General features: G+C 30.0%; 15 protein-coding genes and 1 riboswitch. Of the genes, 14 read left to right on the top strand and 1 reads right to left on the bottom strand.

Translation table 11 applies throughout. The annotated features are described in order from the left end of the window. The first annotated feature begins 70 nt into the window (after nt 1-70). The 4 genes from CLCHR_RS05750 to CLCHR_RS05735 are packed head-to-tail and all read left to right on the top strand — an operon-like array spanning nt 71 to nt 5,682. A complete protein-coding gene (locus CLCHR_RS05750; protein ID WP_079438746.1) occupies nt 71-1,600 on the top strand; it encodes a CDP-glycerol glycerophosphotransferase family protein in 1,530 nt (509 codons plus the stop codon). 6 nt (nt 1,601-1,606) lie between these two features. Beyond that, nucleotides 1,607-3,541, top strand: coding sequence for a polysaccharide pyruvyl transferase family protein (locus tag CLCHR_RS05745; RefSeq protein WP_079438745.1), 1,935 nt, complete (start codon nt 1,607-1,609; stop codon nt 3,539-3,541). Nucleotides 3,542-3,565: 24 nt separating this feature from the next. Next, nucleotides 3,566-4,810, top strand: coding sequence for a WcbI family polysaccharide biosynthesis putative acetyltransferase (locus tag CLCHR_RS05740; protein WP_079438744.1), 1,245 nt, complete (start codon nt 3,566-3,568; stop codon nt 4,808-4,810). A 20-nt stretch (nt 4,811-4,830) separates the two neighbouring features. Then, complete coding sequence (locus tag CLCHR_RS05735; RefSeq protein ID WP_079438743.1) at nt 4,831-5,682, top strand: LicD family protein; 852 nt, start codon at nt 4,831-4,833, stop codon at nt 5,680-5,682. 901 nt (nt 5,683-6,583) lie between these two features. On the opposite strand, the gene CLCHR_RS25130 is transcribed toward CLCHR_RS05735, so the two are convergent. After that, nucleotides 6,584-6,793, bottom strand: coding sequence for a hypothetical protein (locus CLCHR_RS25130; RefSeq protein WP_242965994.1), 210 nt, complete (start codon nt 6,791-6,793; stop codon nt 6,584-6,586). A gap of 218 nt (nt 6,794-7,011) precedes the next feature. Here CLCHR_RS25130 and CLCHR_RS05725 point away from each other — a divergent pair, with 218 nt between their 5' ends. The 10 genes from CLCHR_RS05725 (at nt 7,012) to fliI (ending at nt 15,265) form a co-directional block, all read left to right on the top strand. Beyond that, the gene (locus CLCHR_RS05725) at nt 7,012-7,251 is read left to right on the top strand and encodes a hypothetical protein (RefSeq protein WP_079438742.1); all 240 of its coding nucleotides are present in this window, start codon (nt 7,012-7,014) and stop codon (nt 7,249-7,251) included. A gap of 266 nt (nt 7,252-7,517) precedes the next feature. Next, complete coding sequence (locus CLCHR_RS05720; protein WP_079438741.1) at nt 7,518-7,703, top strand: YjfB family protein; 186 nt, start codon at nt 7,518-7,520, stop codon at nt 7,701-7,703. 33 nt (nt 7,704-7,736) lie between these two features. Further along, nucleotides 7,737-8,573 (top strand): flagellin, encoded by an 837-nt coding sequence (locus CLCHR_RS05715; protein ID WP_079438740.1) that lies wholly within the window; start codon nt 7,737-7,739, stop codon nt 8,571-8,573. Between the two features lie 218 nt (nt 8,574-8,791). After that, nucleotides 8,792-8,881: riboswitch (cyclic di-GMP riboswitch) on the top strand. Between the two features lie 429 nt (nt 8,882-9,310). After that, the gene (gene flgB, locus CLCHR_RS05710; RefSeq protein ID WP_079438739.1) at nt 9,311-9,709 is read left to right on the top strand and encodes a flagellar basal body rod protein FlgB; all 399 of its coding nucleotides are present in this window, start codon (nt 9,311-9,313) and stop codon (nt 9,707-9,709) included. Between the two features lie 94 nt (nt 9,710-9,803). Then, nucleotides 9,804-10,211, top strand: coding sequence for a flagellar basal body rod protein FlgC (gene flgC, locus CLCHR_RS05705; protein ID WP_079438738.1), 408 nt, complete (start codon nt 9,804-9,806; stop codon nt 10,209-10,211). 13 nt (nt 10,212-10,224) lie between these two features. After that, the gene (gene fliE / locus CLCHR_RS05700) at nt 10,225-10,542 is read left to right on the top strand and encodes a flagellar hook-basal body complex protein FliE (RefSeq protein WP_079438737.1); all 318 of its coding nucleotides are present in this window, start codon (nt 10,225-10,227) and stop codon (nt 10,540-10,542) included. Nucleotides 10,543-10,563: 21 nt separating this feature from the next. Then, nucleotides 10,564-12,129: a flagellar basal-body MS-ring/collar protein FliF gene (gene fliF, locus CLCHR_RS05695; RefSeq protein WP_079438736.1), complete on the top strand. Its 1,566-nt coding sequence runs from the start codon at nt 10,564-10,566 to the stop codon at nt 12,127-12,129. A gap of 5 nt (nt 12,130-12,134) precedes the next feature. After that, on the top strand, nt 12,135-13,151 hold the full coding sequence (gene fliG / locus CLCHR_RS05690) for a flagellar motor switch protein FliG (RefSeq protein ID WP_079438735.1): 1,017 nt from the start codon (nt 12,135-12,137) through the stop codon (nt 13,149-13,151). Continuing rightward, the gene (locus CLCHR_RS05685; RefSeq protein WP_079438734.1) at nt 13,135-13,920 is read left to right on the top strand and encodes a FliH/SctL family protein; all 786 of its coding nucleotides are present in this window, start codon (nt 13,135-13,137) and stop codon (nt 13,918-13,920) included. The genes fliG and CLCHR_RS05685 overlap by 17 nt, the downstream gene beginning before the upstream one ends. Before the next feature lie 28 nt (nt 13,921-13,948). Next, entirely contained in the window at nt 13,949-15,265 is a 1,317-nt protein-coding gene (gene fliI, locus CLCHR_RS05680) for a flagellar protein export ATPase FliI (protein ID WP_079438733.1), read from the top strand. Nucleotide 15,266: the final 1 nt, after the last annotated feature.

Genomic DNA, 15,266 nt, shown 5'->3' with positions numbered 1-15,266 from the left:
TCAGCATAATTATGAAAATGTGCGAATATTGAGTTAGAATTATAGATGGTGATTGAAATCAATAATAAGAATGAAAAAAATTAGAGGTTGTTGGATGAAAATTAAGAAATGCACTATACATAAGTTAAATAAAATAATAAAGAATAGGGAAATAATTTGTTTTGGTGCTGGGAATGCATTGAAATCATTGTGTAGTAATTATAGATATTTTTATTTTGAAAAATATATTAAATATATTGTCGATAATGACCAGAATAAAGTTGGAAATATTATGAATTTGAATGGAAAAGATGTTATCATTCATTCGTATGATTATTTAACTAAAAATATAAAGAGTAATGATGTTATTTTAATTTCAAATAAATATTATTCTGATGAAATTGCTAAGCAGTTAATGATGTCAGAAAAATTGAAAAATGTAGAATGTTACTTTTACCCAAATGAGAAAAGAGGAATAGCATCATTTTTTCAATGGTTCGCTAAAAAGTTTCCATTAAGTAACACATTACTATTTCAAGGACCAGGTGATTTTTATGAAAATAGCTATGCAATAAGAGATTATCTAGTTTCAGCTGGCCTTATGAAAAAATATAAATTGGTATGGATTGTTAATAGTGATATTAAGTGTAAGGATACTACAAAGGAAAAATATATAGTTAGAAATTGTTTGAAATATTCAACATCAATCAAAGAAATTCTGAAATATGTTTACTATTTTTCAACGGCAAAATATATATTCTATGAAAGTGCACCTATACCTAAATATCGGGATGAACAAAAGTTAGTTTTTCTAGGACATGGAGCATATTCGTTGAAGAAATCAAAAGGCATTATAGTTACTTCGCGGATGGTAGACTATGTTTTATGTCCATCAGAAAAGTGTATAGCTGGTGTTTGTGATCAAACAAGAGCTTTTGAAGATCAAATATTTATTTGTGGCTGTCCAAGAAATGATATCTTATTTTCTAAGAATAGAGTGATTGATAAAGTAGTTTCAGTTGATAAGAATCAGAAAATTATTATTTGGATGCCGACTATGCGTCAAGCAAGTTGGTCTGAGCGAAAAGATTCAGAAAGGATATTTGCTCATGGGTTACCTTTATTAGAGGGAAAAGAGGATTTTGAACAATTGAATAATTTGTTAGGAGAGTTAAATATGATATTGGTTGTAAAACCACATCCGTTTCAAAGGTTATCCGTATATGATTTAAATCAGTATGACAATATAAAGTTTGTTTTATCACAAACTTTACTTGACAAGAATATAAATTTGTATGAATTAATGAAAGACACAGATGCACTTATTTCAGATTATTCATCAGTAAGTTTTGATTATATGTTATTGAATAAGCCTATTGCATATGCGATTGATGATATGAAAGAATACAAATTAGGATTTGCAATGGATAATCCCTTGGAATTTATGCCGGGGCATCATTTGCTAACAAAAAATGATTTGTTTAATTTTATTTCAGATATTGCAAATACTGAGGATAGATATAAAGAAAAGCGTAAGGAGATTTGTGATTTTGTTCATAAATATCAAGATGGAGAAAATAGCAAACGTGTTATTGAATTTTTGGGTATAGGGAGTGAATAGTGATTTATGATTAAGCGGATAAGCGTATTAATTTTAGTATTAGAGACAGGGAAAAACTTAGGTGATGCTGTAATTGGACATTCTACCAGGTATATTCTAAATAAGATATTAAAAGAAAAAGATGTTGAATATGATTTGATTTCTAGGGATTTATTTAGTGGGGGATATAGGCAAGAAATTTGTGAGGCTGATTTAGTGGTTTTTGCAGGAGGGGGATTGATTTCTGATAAATATGAGACTATTGTTAAGCATATTAATGAGGTAACTATGTTGGCTGATGTAGTAGGTACAAGTGTTATATTTAATGCAGTAGGAATTGAGGGATACCGAGATAATGAAGAATGTGAAATATTAATACGAGCATTAAATCGTAGTTGCGTGAAGTTCATTTCTACACGTGATGATATTGATTTATTAAATGAAAAGTTTATTACAGATAATTCACGTATAAAATCATTAAAGGTAGCTGATTCGGCAGTATGGACAAGTGAAGTATATAACATAAGAAAGAATAAATTCTCTAATATAATTGGAATTGGAGTAATAAGAAGTGGTGTTTTTGAAGACAACGGTATAGATTTTAATGAGATGCGCCAATTAGAACTTTGGAGTAGAATTATATCTGAACTTGAAGAAAAAAAAGAAGAATGGGTATTGTTTACTAACGGATTGGAAGTAGACTATGAATTTGCAGTAAGGATCCTTGAATATATAGGAAGAAGTGGGGAGATAAGCAATAAAATCATAAAGCTTCCAGTAGATGATGAGGAATTTGTAAGAACTATTTCTGATTTTAAGGGTATAATTGCTGCGAGAATGCATGCAAATATAATTGCATATTCATTAGATATACCGACAATTGGAATAGTATGGAACCCTAAATTGGAATTCTTTGGTAAGACTATAAGTGCAACTAATAGATTCTTTAAGATAGATAAGTGTAATGCAATAAATATAGTAAATGAGCTTGAAAATGCCATCAATCAAGGGTACGATCGTAAATTCTTTAATGATTATAAAGAAACTACATATACATCGTTAAATGAATATATAAATCAGTTTATTGATAATAAGATTTACTATATTGAGAAGAGAAAGTGCTTTAGTAAGAAAAAAATAATCGTTTTTGGGACAGGAACTGTAACCCAAATTAAAACAAATTCTAATTTTTATGAATTTATAGAATATTTTATTGATAGCGATGAAAATAAAAAAAATAATATGCTGTTTGGAAAGATGATATATACTCCAGAAAAGCTTTTAGAAGAAGATTTTAATAATATCTTTGTTATTGTCAATACTTTTGTTTTCTATAAAGAGATGACTGTAACATTAAAAAAGATTGGGCTTCAAGAAAATGTACATTTTGGTTCGCTTGAATATTATTGTATGAAGAATGACATAGATGTGTATTTACCAAAAGCATGGAAAGAGCGAGAAGAAAGTAAAGAAGTATCCGTTAATAATAGTTCAAGGTGGAATGATAGAATTGCAGCAATGTCTCAATTTATTGATGAATCTGCTCAAGTTATCCTTGATTTAGGCTGTGGGCAAGAAAAATTAAAAAAATACTTAAGGCCAACGATAAACTATGTAGGTGTAGATTATATAAAGAGAAAAGAAGATACTATCGTATGTGATTTTAATAATCGAGAATTTCCTAAAAAGAAAGTAGACACAGCTTTTGTGAGTGGTGTTTTTGAATATATAGTTGATACAGAGTGGTTTATAAATGAAATTAGCTTATGCTGTAATCAATTTATAATATCTTATAATGCGTTTGAGCTAAGACCGGAATGTGGATTTAGAAAAACTGAAGGGTTTGTGAATAAATATACTACGGCAGAATTAATTACATTGGTGCAGAAATATGGATTTAGATTAAATGATTCTAGATATTTTTATCCGTATCAGGTACTATTGAATTTTGAAAAAATTTAGAATGTTAGTAATGGGAGGATTTCAATGTTGTTTGAGACTGAAAAGAATATAGTTATATGGGGAACTGGAAATACTGCAAGAAAACTGTATTATAAATTGAGACACATACATAATGTTCGTGGTTGGACTGAAAATTTAATGGTAAAAGGCATTGTGAAAACTATTTACAATAAGCCGGTATTAAGTCTTGAGGAAATTTCAAAAAAGGACCTGATTATTATTGCTAGTGAAAAATACTGGGAAGAAATTGTTCTTCAAATAGATAGTATGGGATATGAATTCTTTAAGGATTATTTTCCTTATTGGATTATTGAGAATACGTACATTGATTGGATGAAACTTGTTAAGATTAAAGATATGGGAATAAAGTTTGATTTAGTACAAATAGTACGAAAGATGACTCGAGGAAAAAAGCTAGCAATTATCAATGGGAATTGTAATACCACAAGTATTCAAAGATATTTGGAAAGCAACAAGGAATTTAATAGAAATTTTATTTTTATACAGATTCCTCGTGTTTGTGAAGCTAGAAGTGGTGTTAATTTGGCGGCGATTGCTATGCCTGAATTATGGCAATTATGTGATTTATTTATTTCACAAAAAATATTATTGAATAATGAATTTGCAAAAGAATTTGCAACAGAATACATTGTGTCTCAATTAAGGGAAGATTGTCAAAAAATAATAATAGCTAACATGTTTTTTGTGGGATATTGGCCACAGTGTAAGCAACCAAACGCCAAACCATTAAAAGAAATTAGCTTTAGAGGGTTATTTCCATATGGAGATAAAAATGTGGATCAAATGATGGAACATGGTGAATATACTCCAGACGAAATAATTAGTAAAATAAGCGATGAAAATTTTTACTGTTTAGATGATATACTTGAAACAGGTGAGAAGTCATTGAATGAATTAAAAAGGAGGGAGGAAGATTGCACTGTAAAAATGTATGATTATATAGAAGAGCATTGGAAAGAGCGACAGCTATTTTATGCTCCAGGTCATCCTAATAATGAATTATTAAAAGAATGTGCTAAAAGAATTTTAACTGTGCTGAAAATTCAAGAAAAATTCTTTAAACATGAGAGATACTTGGATACTCATTATTCTTTAAGAAGCCAGGACTTAGTGATATATCCGTCGGTAATTAAGGCGTTGAATTTAGAAGATTATTTGGATTCTTTTTTTGCGAATAAATTGATTGATATGGAGATAAGAAGCTTTGATGAATACATGAGAACTTTTATTGATTATTGTTATGATTAAAGAAGATTTGAGGTTTATCAATGAAATATAAGATGAAGAATACAATTACAAGACTAGAACTTACTTCTGATGAGTTGAGAAATTTGCAGTTGAATATTTTGGAAAATTTAATAGAATTTGATAGGATATGCCGGAAGTATAACATAAAATATTCTATTGATGGTGGAACGTTCTTAGGGGCAGTAAGGCACAAGGGATTTATTCCGTGGGATACAGATGCAGATGTTGTAATTATGCGTGACGATTATACTCGCTTTTTGGAAGCATGTAAGAAAGAAATGGATGAAACTAGTTTTTTTTTGCAAGATTATACAACAGACAGATATTATCGTTGGGGATATTCAAGGTTATTACTTATTGGTACAGAATATGTTAGAGCGGGTTATGAACATATCCCAGCTAAGAATGGAGTATTTTTAGATATTTTTATAATGGATGGAGTACCAGATAATGTTCTATTTCGACGAATACATAAATTTTTATGCCTAGGTATAAGAAAAATTCTCTGGTCAGAAGCGGGGAAAGTAGTTCATCCGAATTATTTTATGAGAAAATGGTATAGTGTGTTATCTTTAATTTCGAGAGACGAAATTTTTATATTTCAAAATAAATTAGCGAGAAAGTGTAATAAGAATAATACAGAGTTGATTTGTCACATGTGTTCTCCGCACCCTAAAAAACATTCGTATGGTTTTCCACGCAAGCTTTTTGAAGAATTATCAGAGTATGAGTTTGAAGGAAAATTATTTTATGGTTTCTCCAATTATGATTGGTATTTAGAGTCTATTTATGGAGATTATATGAAGTTGCCAGAAGAAGAAGATAGAGTAAGTCATATTCCTTGTTCAGCCATCAAGTTATTTAAAAATTAGCAATAAGAATTGAATGATTCCTATTAAGTTGCCGATGACGTGAAGAAAATAGTGAATGTTATATGCCTATAATTAATATAGTATAATTATAATCACAGAGATTAGATTCATTTTAATATAGGTTGTTGAATAATTAATTTTTATGAATGGTTATTTGAGAAAGTGTTCTCAGGAATCAAAGATTTTAAGGATATTATATCGATTTTATTTCCATCTGTTTTTTATTAAATTCATCTATTAAATAGGCTAACAAAACCAATTTTATATGACGTTCGTATCGGGATTGCCATAAAGTCTTGGATTTTCTAAGTTATATAAACCTTTTAATACAGAGAATAATTGCTCCATTTTCAACCTGTTTTTATATAGATTTACTGCGATAGGAGATTCGAAAAGCAAAGCATTTTCATATAGTTTATCAATTAATGCCTCAATACTTTTAGCTTTACACATATTTATATCAGTTAATTAATTAAATTCTAGTTTTGTGGCAATTTCAAACTACTCAGTTAAATGATATGCTGCATCAGCAAGTATTAAAAATGGGTTATAAATTTTAGCTTTATATGATAAATCTAGAACTTGATTATCATGAACAATAGCAGTTGTTAAATCAAAAAACTAATGGAATAATATCAGTAACTGTTACAATACAGTGTAATTTATAACCTTAATAATATCTTAGACGTGTACATTTACTGGATTTAGCTTCGCTATCGTATTTTGAAATTCTTAAGGCAGTAGCGTCAATTGCACACAATCTAGTTTCTGGATTGATAAATTCAATAAACATAGAATAAATACCATAGTATATATGTTTCTCTAAAGCTTTAGCTCTTAATGAAAATGTAGAATAATCAGGAATTTGATTAAGATTAATTATAGATTGAAATACATAATTTTATTTTATTTCATATTCAAGTTCACTTAGACGGAATATACTATTTTTATTACCATATAAAATATAAGCAACTATTTGTTCGTCACAATATTTACGTGGTCGGCCTTTAGTATTTTTGATATTTGAATTTAGTTTAGTAAATGCTATTTTGACAGCTTTCAAAATTTTGAAATTATCATTTTCGTTTTTAATCTGTGATGGTGTAATCATATTTGAGTCATTCCTTATGTGATGTATTTGGGCTTTAGCGAAATTATCATATTACAAAGGAATGGCTTATTTATTTTTTTATAAATTTTGTTTACTCAACAGCTTATAATAATATAAATTTAAATAATAGTTTAGATAAACGAGATATTTGTATGTGAATTTATAAGGTAACTAATATCAACAGGCTTCAAGTTAAATTAAAGGATGTGTAATAAAATATGGATGAAAGAGAAGAGCTAACAGCAGAGCTACAATGGATCAAATATAGAACCAGAATGTTAGATGTTATTGAAGAAAAGCTATTAAGAATGAGACAGATTGCAGAGATTATAAAAGAATCTAATCTTAGTGCTGATGAAATTGAATCTATAAATATGGAATTCAATAATTTAGCAGAGCAAATTAGAGCATTAGATGGAGAAAGCAGAAAAGTTGATGAAAATATAGATAATGAATGAGTATCGTTACTTGATAGATAATTTCTATGCACATTTTTATTTTGAGAGGATTATATAAATAATTGAAAATTTATTGATGAAATATAAGTTGTGAAATTCAAGTTTATGGTAATACTCAGAAAATAATGAAATCATATTGCTAAAGATAACTTTAATATTTACGACAATAAACTATAGTTAGATGTAAGCCTCAATAATAGACTTATTTATTAATTTGATTTTTAAATAAAGATTACGGAGTTATAACAAGGAAAGGATATGATTTTATGGATATAGGTGCAATGTCAATGGGGATGCATCAAGCATCACTTCAAAATGCAATTTCAATATCAGTTATGAAAATTGCTATGAATAGCGGTGTTGAAGCAGCAACAACTCAAATTACAGATATGATGAATGCAAATATGGCTGTAGATACAAGTAAAGGTACCAATATAGATGCAAGAGTATAATTTACAATAATAGAGTAAAGGAGGTTTTGTAAAGTGAGACTTACTCATAATATGTTTTCGTTGAGTATATATAAAACATACAAAAACAGAATTGAAGATAATGCTAAAGCGCTAAATAATATAAGTACGGGGAGCAAATTAAGCTCAGCTAAAGATAATCCTAATAATATAGGAAAGAATGAAACTCTAAAAATACAAGTATTAACAAATGATGCGGCAAGTAAAAATATTCAAGATACTAATTCTATGATTCAAACTTTTGATGGTTCACTACAGGAAATAAATGATAGTTTGAATAGAATGAGAGAACTAGCTGTTAGTGCTGGATCAAGTGCATTAACTGCTGAAGATAAGAAAATTATTCAAAGTGAAATTGACAACGTAAAATCAAATATAAATGAGCTAGCTAACAATACAGAATTTAATGGTATTAAATTATCAGTTTCTAGTACGACAAGCTTAAATTTGGAGCCTACAAAAATAATAAAAAGTGGTATTGGAAATATGGATGATGAGAGTATTGATATACCTTTTTTTGATGTAAGTGCATCAAATTTAGGCATTAGCGAACTTGATATAAATAATGTTGATGCCTCTGTAGGTGCCATTGATATAGCTACTCAAATGGTTAGTAGAGTAAGAAGTAAATATGGATCGATACAAAATAGATTAGAGAGTACAGCTGATTATTTAAGTAATAAAGATATAAACATTCAAATTACTCAAAGTAGAATAGGGGATGCAGATATCGCTGAAGAAATGATGAATTATTCAAAAAGTCAATTATTGGTTAACTCTTCAATTGGATTAATGGCGCAAAGCAATAATTTTCCTAAAGATTGTTTGAATATTCTAGGTAATGTTAAATAAGACAGTAGCAATGTAATAATTTAAATAATAAACTAATAGTAGAATTGGATAATCTACTATTAGTTTATTTTTATTGTACTGATTTATAAATATTTATGAGATATATGTAAATATTAATTTATAATTATACGAATTTTATCGAAAATATGAAAATAATTGTGGTGAAAATTTACTAAATGATTTATAATAAAAAGAATGAATTATGAACTATAAATTATAAATGATACTAGCACACTTATTGAAAAGTAAGGCCGCAAAGCTATGAGTCTAAGGGAAAGTTTGTTTTCTACGATTGTCAGGTTGCCAAAGTATAATTATTATAATAAATTTTATATTTATTAATTTTTTCTATATTTTGGTGACTATGTATTAATAGTCATTTTTTTATTTTGAAAAGATGGCGCGCCGTTAGTATTTTATTTATGTGTATACAGGAAATAAAGTTTAGGAATATGTTGTCATGTCATATTTGATAGAATCAAGGAATAAAATTACAAACGATGTATAAATAACATATAATAGTAAATAGTTTGGAGAGGATTTGAAAAAAAATTATAGATAAAATGTCTTAATTATTTTATAATTAAATTATTAATGAGTTATTTGTAAAATAATTAAATTATAATATAACTTCTAAGCAAATAATTGAAGTTATGATTTTGGATATAAGGTTAATGTTTTAGTTAGAGTTTTTGAATTTTATGATATTAAATGAGAATAAATAAGGATGTGAATTTATGAGTATACAATCTATTAATTTTGATTCTACATATGATTTGATTAAATCAGGAATTAAAGCATCAAATATTAGAGCTAAGACAATTGCTAATAACATGGCGAATGTTAATACTAAAGATTATAAGAGATTTAATGTTGTGTTTGAAGAAAATTTAAAGAACGAAAATTCCTCAGCGTTAGAATTAAAAAGGACAAACCCCCTACATTTTTCTAGCACAAATTCAGAAAAGGAAAATATATCAATTGAGCAAGATAAAAGCACTAGTATGAGAAGTGATGGGAACAATGTTGATTTAGATATAGAAAAAGTAAATCAAGCGGCGAATACTCTTAAATATAATGCATTAATAACAGAGATTAATGGCAAGTTCAATAATTTAAGAACTGTTATGAAGTAAATGTACAGTGGTTGAAACATAAAGATTTTCAAAATTTATAAGTTAATAAGACATTTGAAGAATTCTATCAGAAGATATACAAGGAGGGATGTAAATGAACGCATTTAGTTCGATGCAGATAAGTGCAACAGGGCTTTCAGCAGAAAGGCTAAGAATGGATACAATAACCGCAAACATGGCGAATGCAAGTACTACAAGAAGTGCTGATGGAAGCGGCCCATATGTGAGAAAGGTAGCTGTATTCCAAGAGGCGCTTGACGCGAATAAAGAAATGGCCGGAGTAAAAGCAGTAAAAATTGAAAAGGATTCATCACCTTTAAGAAAAATATACGATCCAACTCATCCTGATGCAGATGAAAATGGATATGTTACTATGCCTAATGTAAATGTATTAAATGAAATGGCGGATATGATGGTAGCAACAAGATCTTATGAAGCTAATGTAGATACATTTAATGCTTTAAAAAGTATGTTTTCTAAGGCATTAGAAATTGGGAAATAGGAGTGATTTATAAATGAGAATAGAAAACAGGTTTGCACAAAACGAGATTTTATTTAATAAAAAGTTTGAAAATATAAATGATAATAAAGCTAAAAGTGAAAATATGAGCGTCGTTAGCTTTGGAGATGTTCTGAAAAAAACGGTAGATGATACCAATGATAAAATGGTAAATGCCGATATAACTTCAACGAAATTTATTAGGGGAGAGGATGTAAGTATCGATGAAGTAATGGTTAAGAACCAAGAAGCTAGTTTAAGTTTACAATTTCTGGCTCAAACTAGAGATAAGTTATTGGAGGGATATAACCAATTATCAAAGATGCAATTGTAGTAAGGTGAGGAGAGCTAAATAATGAAAAAACTTTTAGAAAAAGTTAAGGGGCTTTTGGAAAAGTTTAAATCCCAAAGTAAGAAAATAAAGATTGTTGTTATAATTGCAGTTTTAACAGTTATTATCGCAATAATAAGTTCATTTTTTTATTCATCTTCTAATAAATATCAGGTATTATTCTCTAACCTTGATCCTACAGATGCTCAAACGGTAGTAAATACTTTAAATGAAAAGAAAGTTGATACAAAGATTGATAGTGCAAATAATACAATTTGGGTTTCGAAAGATCAAGTAGATGCATTAAGATTAGAATTGGCACCAACTTTGACATCTGGAAGTAAGGGTTATGAACTTATGGATAATGCTAGTTCATTTGGAATGACAGATGAGGAGTTTAAGATAAAAAAGGTTAGAATGCAGCAAGGTGAATTAGAGAAAACTATAAAAAGTTTTCCGCAAGTGGAAGATGCAAGAGTACATATAACTGAAGCTCAAGATTCTGTTTTTGTGAAGGACAAGGAGCCAGGTAAAGCCTCGGTTTATTTAAAGATAAAAAAGGGCGCAACACTTAATGAAGAGCAAGTTAAATCAATAGTCGCATTGGTATCAGGTGCTACGCAGAATATTCCAAAAGAAAATATTGATGTAGTAGATGACAATATGAAATTACTTACAAAAGATATTAATTCTAGTGAGACGGATAAAGTAAGTTCAGAAGAAATTGCAAAACAACAAGATGCAGAAAAAGTATATGAAGATAAATTAAAAAAAGAAATAGTAAATTTATTAGAGCCAGTTGTAGGTAAAGGTAAAGTAAGGGCAACTGTTAACGTGGATTTGGATTTTGATTCGAAACAAAAGACACAAACAGTTGTAGATCCCAATAAAGTAATTGTAAGTCAAGAAAATTCGAAAGAATCAAATAATTCAACAACAGGAACAAATAGCCAAAGTCCTGTAGATAATAATATGAGTAATCAGGCAACGACAAATAACAATAATAATTCAGTTTCAACTAAAGAAGATCAAAAGACGAATTATGAAGTTGGTAAAAGCGAATCAAAGGTTATAAGTGCACCAGGAGAAGTAAAGAGACTTACAGCGTCAGTTGTAGTTGATGGTAGTTTGGATGATGCAACTAGACAAACTCTTGAAAACGCGATTGGAAATGCGATTGGCTTAAACAAGCTTAGAGGAGATGAAGTTTCGTTACTTGGAATGGCGTTTGATACAACTGAGCAACAAGCGGCTAAAGCAGAAATAGATTCTATGAATGCAGATGCAGCTACAGCAAGCAGAAATCAAATGATAATAATTGCCAGTGTTCTAGGGGCATTACTACTCGGAATAATTATCTACTTACTAACTAGAAGAAGAAAGAAGAAGAAAGTTGAAAATGAACAATTATTAAATACTTTAATTGACGATAGTATAGTACCAAAAGAGCCAGAGGATTTTGACCCAATAGAATTTGAAGTTAAGACTAAAAAGTCTCATTTAGAAGAAGAAATTAAGAAATATGCAAAAGAAAAACCAGAACAAGTTGTAGAAATAATTAAGTCATGGTTGACTGAAAATGAGAGGTGATAGCTATGGCAAAAGAACACCAGCAATTAACAGGAGTTCATAAGGCGGCAATTTTATTTATAACCCTTGGACCAGAAGTTTCATCAGGTATATTAAAAAGATTACCTGAAGCTGAAATTCAAAAGATAACTTATGAAATTGCTAATATTACTTCTGTTACACCAGAGCAAAGAGAAGAAATATTAAATGAGTTTTTACAAATAAATAAAGCTAGAGATTATATAATTGAAGGCGGAATGGACTATGCTAAGGTATTATTGTCAAAGGCATTAGGAAGTCAAAGAGCGGGGGAGATATTGGAAAAGGTATCAGAAGCCACAGCTCAATACAGACCGTTTTCAATTGCTAGAAAAGCGGATTCTCATCAATTGTTAAATGTGATTATATCAGAGCAGCCACAAACTATAGCTTTAATATTATGTTATCTTCAACCAGATAAAGCAGCCCAAGTTATGGCGGAATTACCAGAAGAAACACAGAGTGAAGTTGCATATAGAATTGCTACCATGAATAATACATCTCCTATGGTAATTAAAGAAATAGAAGCTGTATTAGAAAGCAAGTTATCTTCAGTAGTAAGAACAGAGATGACAAGTTTAGGTGGAGTGGAAACATTAGTTAGTATACTAAATGCTGTTGACAGAACTACTGAAAAGAACATTACTGAAGGTTTAGAAAGAGAAGATGCAGAACTTGCTGATAAAGTTAAGAGTTCAATGTTTGTATTTGAGGATATTGTTTCACTTGATGACGTATCTATTCAAAGAATTCTTAGAGAAGTGGAAGCTGGAGATCTTGCTCTTGCACTTAAAGGATGTTCTGATGAAGTGGCTAACAGTATTTATAGAAACCAATCAAAGAGAGCTGCTGCTTCATTAAAAGAAGATATGGAATTCTTAGGACCAGTAAGAATTACGGATGTTGAAAAAGCTCAGCAGAAGATTGTTGCTGTTATTAGAAGGCTAGATGATGCAAATGAAATCATCATTGCAAGAGGTGGAGAAGATGCAATCATCGTATAACTTAATTAAAAAAGCCTCGGCGAAACAAGGGGAAAGTAAAATTATTTCTACTAAATATAATATTAAAATGCCAGTATTTGAAGAAATTGAGGTAGTTAGCGAAGAAGAAGTAGTAGTAGTAAAGGAACCAGAAGTTGATCCAGAAGAACTACTAAAGCGTTATGAAGATATTGGACAAAGAATAATACAAGACGCAAAACAGGAAAAACAAATGATTGCCTTAAGAGCTCAAATGGATGCGAATGCTGCTGAAAAGAAAGCCTATGAAAAAGGTTATGCTCAGGGCCTTGAAAATGGATATGATGATGGTTATAAGAAAGCATATGATGAAACAATTGAAACAGCAAAAGCAGAAGCAGCAGAAATTGTAAGTAAAGCAGAGATTCTTTTAAGATCAGCTCATGAAAACTATGAAAAGTATTTAGAAGATAAAAAGTCAGATGTATTAAAATTAGCATTAGATATAGCAGAAAGCATTTTACAAAAATCACTAAGTAAAGAAGATTCATTAAATTTAATTGTTGAAGAGGCTTTTAAAATATCAAAAGGAGAAGACAATGTTATTTTGAGGGTCAATTCCATTCATGCTGAAGAGTTAAAAACTCAAGTAGAAAAATGGAAAATAGCATACAGTATAAAAAATGAAATATTCATATTAGTTGATGACTTTATGGAGCCAGGAAATGCTGTTTTAGAAAAAGGTAGTGGGATAGTTAAAGTTGGTATTGAAACTGGAATGGAACAAATGCGGAAGGCAATACTTGGATAAGTGTAAAAAAATAAAGGAGTAGTTCTATATGCTAGATTTAAACTTGGATTATAACAAGTTGATTAAAAAGGTGAATAATACCTCTACAATATATAGTGAAGGTGTTGTTAAAAAGGTAATAGGGCTAACTATAGAAGTACAAGGTATTAAAGCGTTTATAGGAGAACTTTGTATTATATATAATCAGAAAAATGTTCCAATAAATTGCGAAGTCGTGGGGTTTAGAGATGAGTTTGTTATTCTTATGCCTCTTGATGAACTTATAGGTATTTCTCCGGGGTGCAGAGTGGTACCACAACACAAACCATTAAGTGTTAAATGCTCAGATAAGCTGCTAGGGCATATTCTTGATGGCCTTGGAAAGCCTATAGACTGTGAGGAACTTTTTATAGATGGAGAGGAATACCCACTAGAAAATGATGCTCCAGATCCTTTGAGAAGGAAAAGAATTAAAGAAATAATGCCGACAGGAGTTCGAGCGATAGATGGATTCTTAACCTGCGGAGATGGACAAAGAATAGGGATTTTTGCAGGTAGTGGAGTTGGTAAGAGTACAACACTTGGTATGATAGCAAGGGAAGCTGAAGCAGATGTAAATGTTATTGCATTGATTGGGGAAAGAGGAAGAGAAGTTCTAGAGTTCATAGAGAAAGACTTAGGACCAGAAGGGATGAAAAAATCTGTTGTAGTATGTGCTACATCAGATAAACCTGCCCTAATAAGGCTTAAAGGAGCATTAACAGCTACAGCAATTGCTGAATACTTTAGAGATAATGGTAAGAAAGTAATCCTTATGATGGATTCTGTAACAAGATTTGCTATGGCTCAAAGAGAGGTTGGACTTGCTATTGGAGAACCTCCGGCAACAAAAGGATATACTCCTTCTGTATTTGCAAAACTTCCTAAGCTTATGGAAAGATCGGGAACATCGTCAGATGGATCAATTACAGCTTTTTACACGGTTCTGGTTGATGGGGACGATTTTAATGAACCTATAGCTGATGCTGTTAGAGGTATATTAGATGGGCATATAGTTTTATCAAGAAGCTTAGCTCATAAGAATCACTATCCGGCTATTGATATATTAAATAGTGTTAGTAGACTTATGAATCAGATCGCACCCAAGGAGCTTAAAGAAGCTGCATCACTCGCAAGAGACCTTTTAGCAACTTATAAAGATTCAGAGGATTTAATTAATATTGGTGCTTATGTTAAAGGAAGTAACAAAAAAATAGATATGGCAATTAGTTATAATGATGCGCTAAATAAATTTTTACGTCAGGGAATTGATGAAAAATCAAGTTACAAAGAAACAGAAAATACTTTAATGTCAATGTTTAGATAGA

This window comes from Clostridium chromiireducens (assembly GCF_002029255.1).
Lineage (GTDB): Bacteria > Bacillota > Clostridia > Clostridiales > Clostridiaceae > Clostridium > Clostridium chromiireducens.
The sequence above is the reverse complement of the archived record's forward strand: the minus strand, read 5'-3'. Positions and strand labels throughout refer to the sequence as shown.

Excerpts from the sequence above, each read along its gene's own strand:
- fliI (WP_079438733.1), top strand. The coding sequence starts at position 13,949 with ATGCTAGATTTAAACTTGGATTATAACAAGTTGATTAAAAAGGTGAAT.
- CLCHR_RS05725 (WP_079438742.1), top strand. The coding sequence starts at position 7,012 with ATGGATGAAAGAGAAGAGCTAACAGCAGAGCTACAATGGATCAAATAT.
- CLCHR_RS05740 (WP_079438744.1), top strand. The coding sequence starts at position 3,566 with ATGTTGTTTGAGACTGAAAAGAATATAGTTATATGGGGAACTGGAAAT.
- flgC (WP_079438738.1), top strand. The coding sequence starts at position 9,804 with ATGAACGCATTTAGTTCGATGCAGATAAGTGCAACAGGGCTTTCAGCA.
- CLCHR_RS25130 (WP_242965994.1), bottom strand. The coding sequence starts at position 6,793 with ATGATTACACCATCACAGATTAAAAACGAAAATGATAATTTCAAAATT.
- fliE (WP_079438737.1), top strand. The coding sequence starts at position 10,225 with ATGAGAATAGAAAACAGGTTTGCACAAAACGAGATTTTATTTAATAAA.
- CLCHR_RS05750 (WP_079438746.1), top strand. The coding sequence starts at position 71 with ATGAAAAAAATTAGAGGTTGTTGGATGAAAATTAAGAAATGCACTATA.
- fliF (WP_079438736.1), top strand. The coding sequence starts at position 10,564 with ATGAAAAAACTTTTAGAAAAAGTTAAGGGGCTTTTGGAAAAGTTTAAA.
- fliG (WP_079438735.1), top strand. The coding sequence starts at position 12,135 with ATGGCAAAAGAACACCAGCAATTAACAGGAGTTCATAAGGCGGCAATT.
- CLCHR_RS05720 (WP_079438741.1), top strand. The coding sequence starts at position 7,518 with ATGGATATAGGTGCAATGTCAATGGGGATGCATCAAGCATCACTTCAA.
- flgB (WP_079438739.1), top strand. The coding sequence starts at position 9,311 with ATGAGTATACAATCTATTAATTTTGATTCTACATATGATTTGATTAAA.
- CLCHR_RS05745 (WP_079438745.1), top strand. The coding sequence starts at position 1,607 with ATGATTAAGCGGATAAGCGTATTAATTTTAGTATTAGAGACAGGGAAA.
- CLCHR_RS05735 (WP_079438743.1), top strand. The coding sequence starts at position 4,831 with ATGAAATATAAGATGAAGAATACAATTACAAGACTAGAACTTACTTCT.
- CLCHR_RS05685 (WP_079438734.1), top strand. The coding sequence starts at position 13,135 with ATGCAATCATCGTATAACTTAATTAAAAAAGCCTCGGCGAAACAAGGG.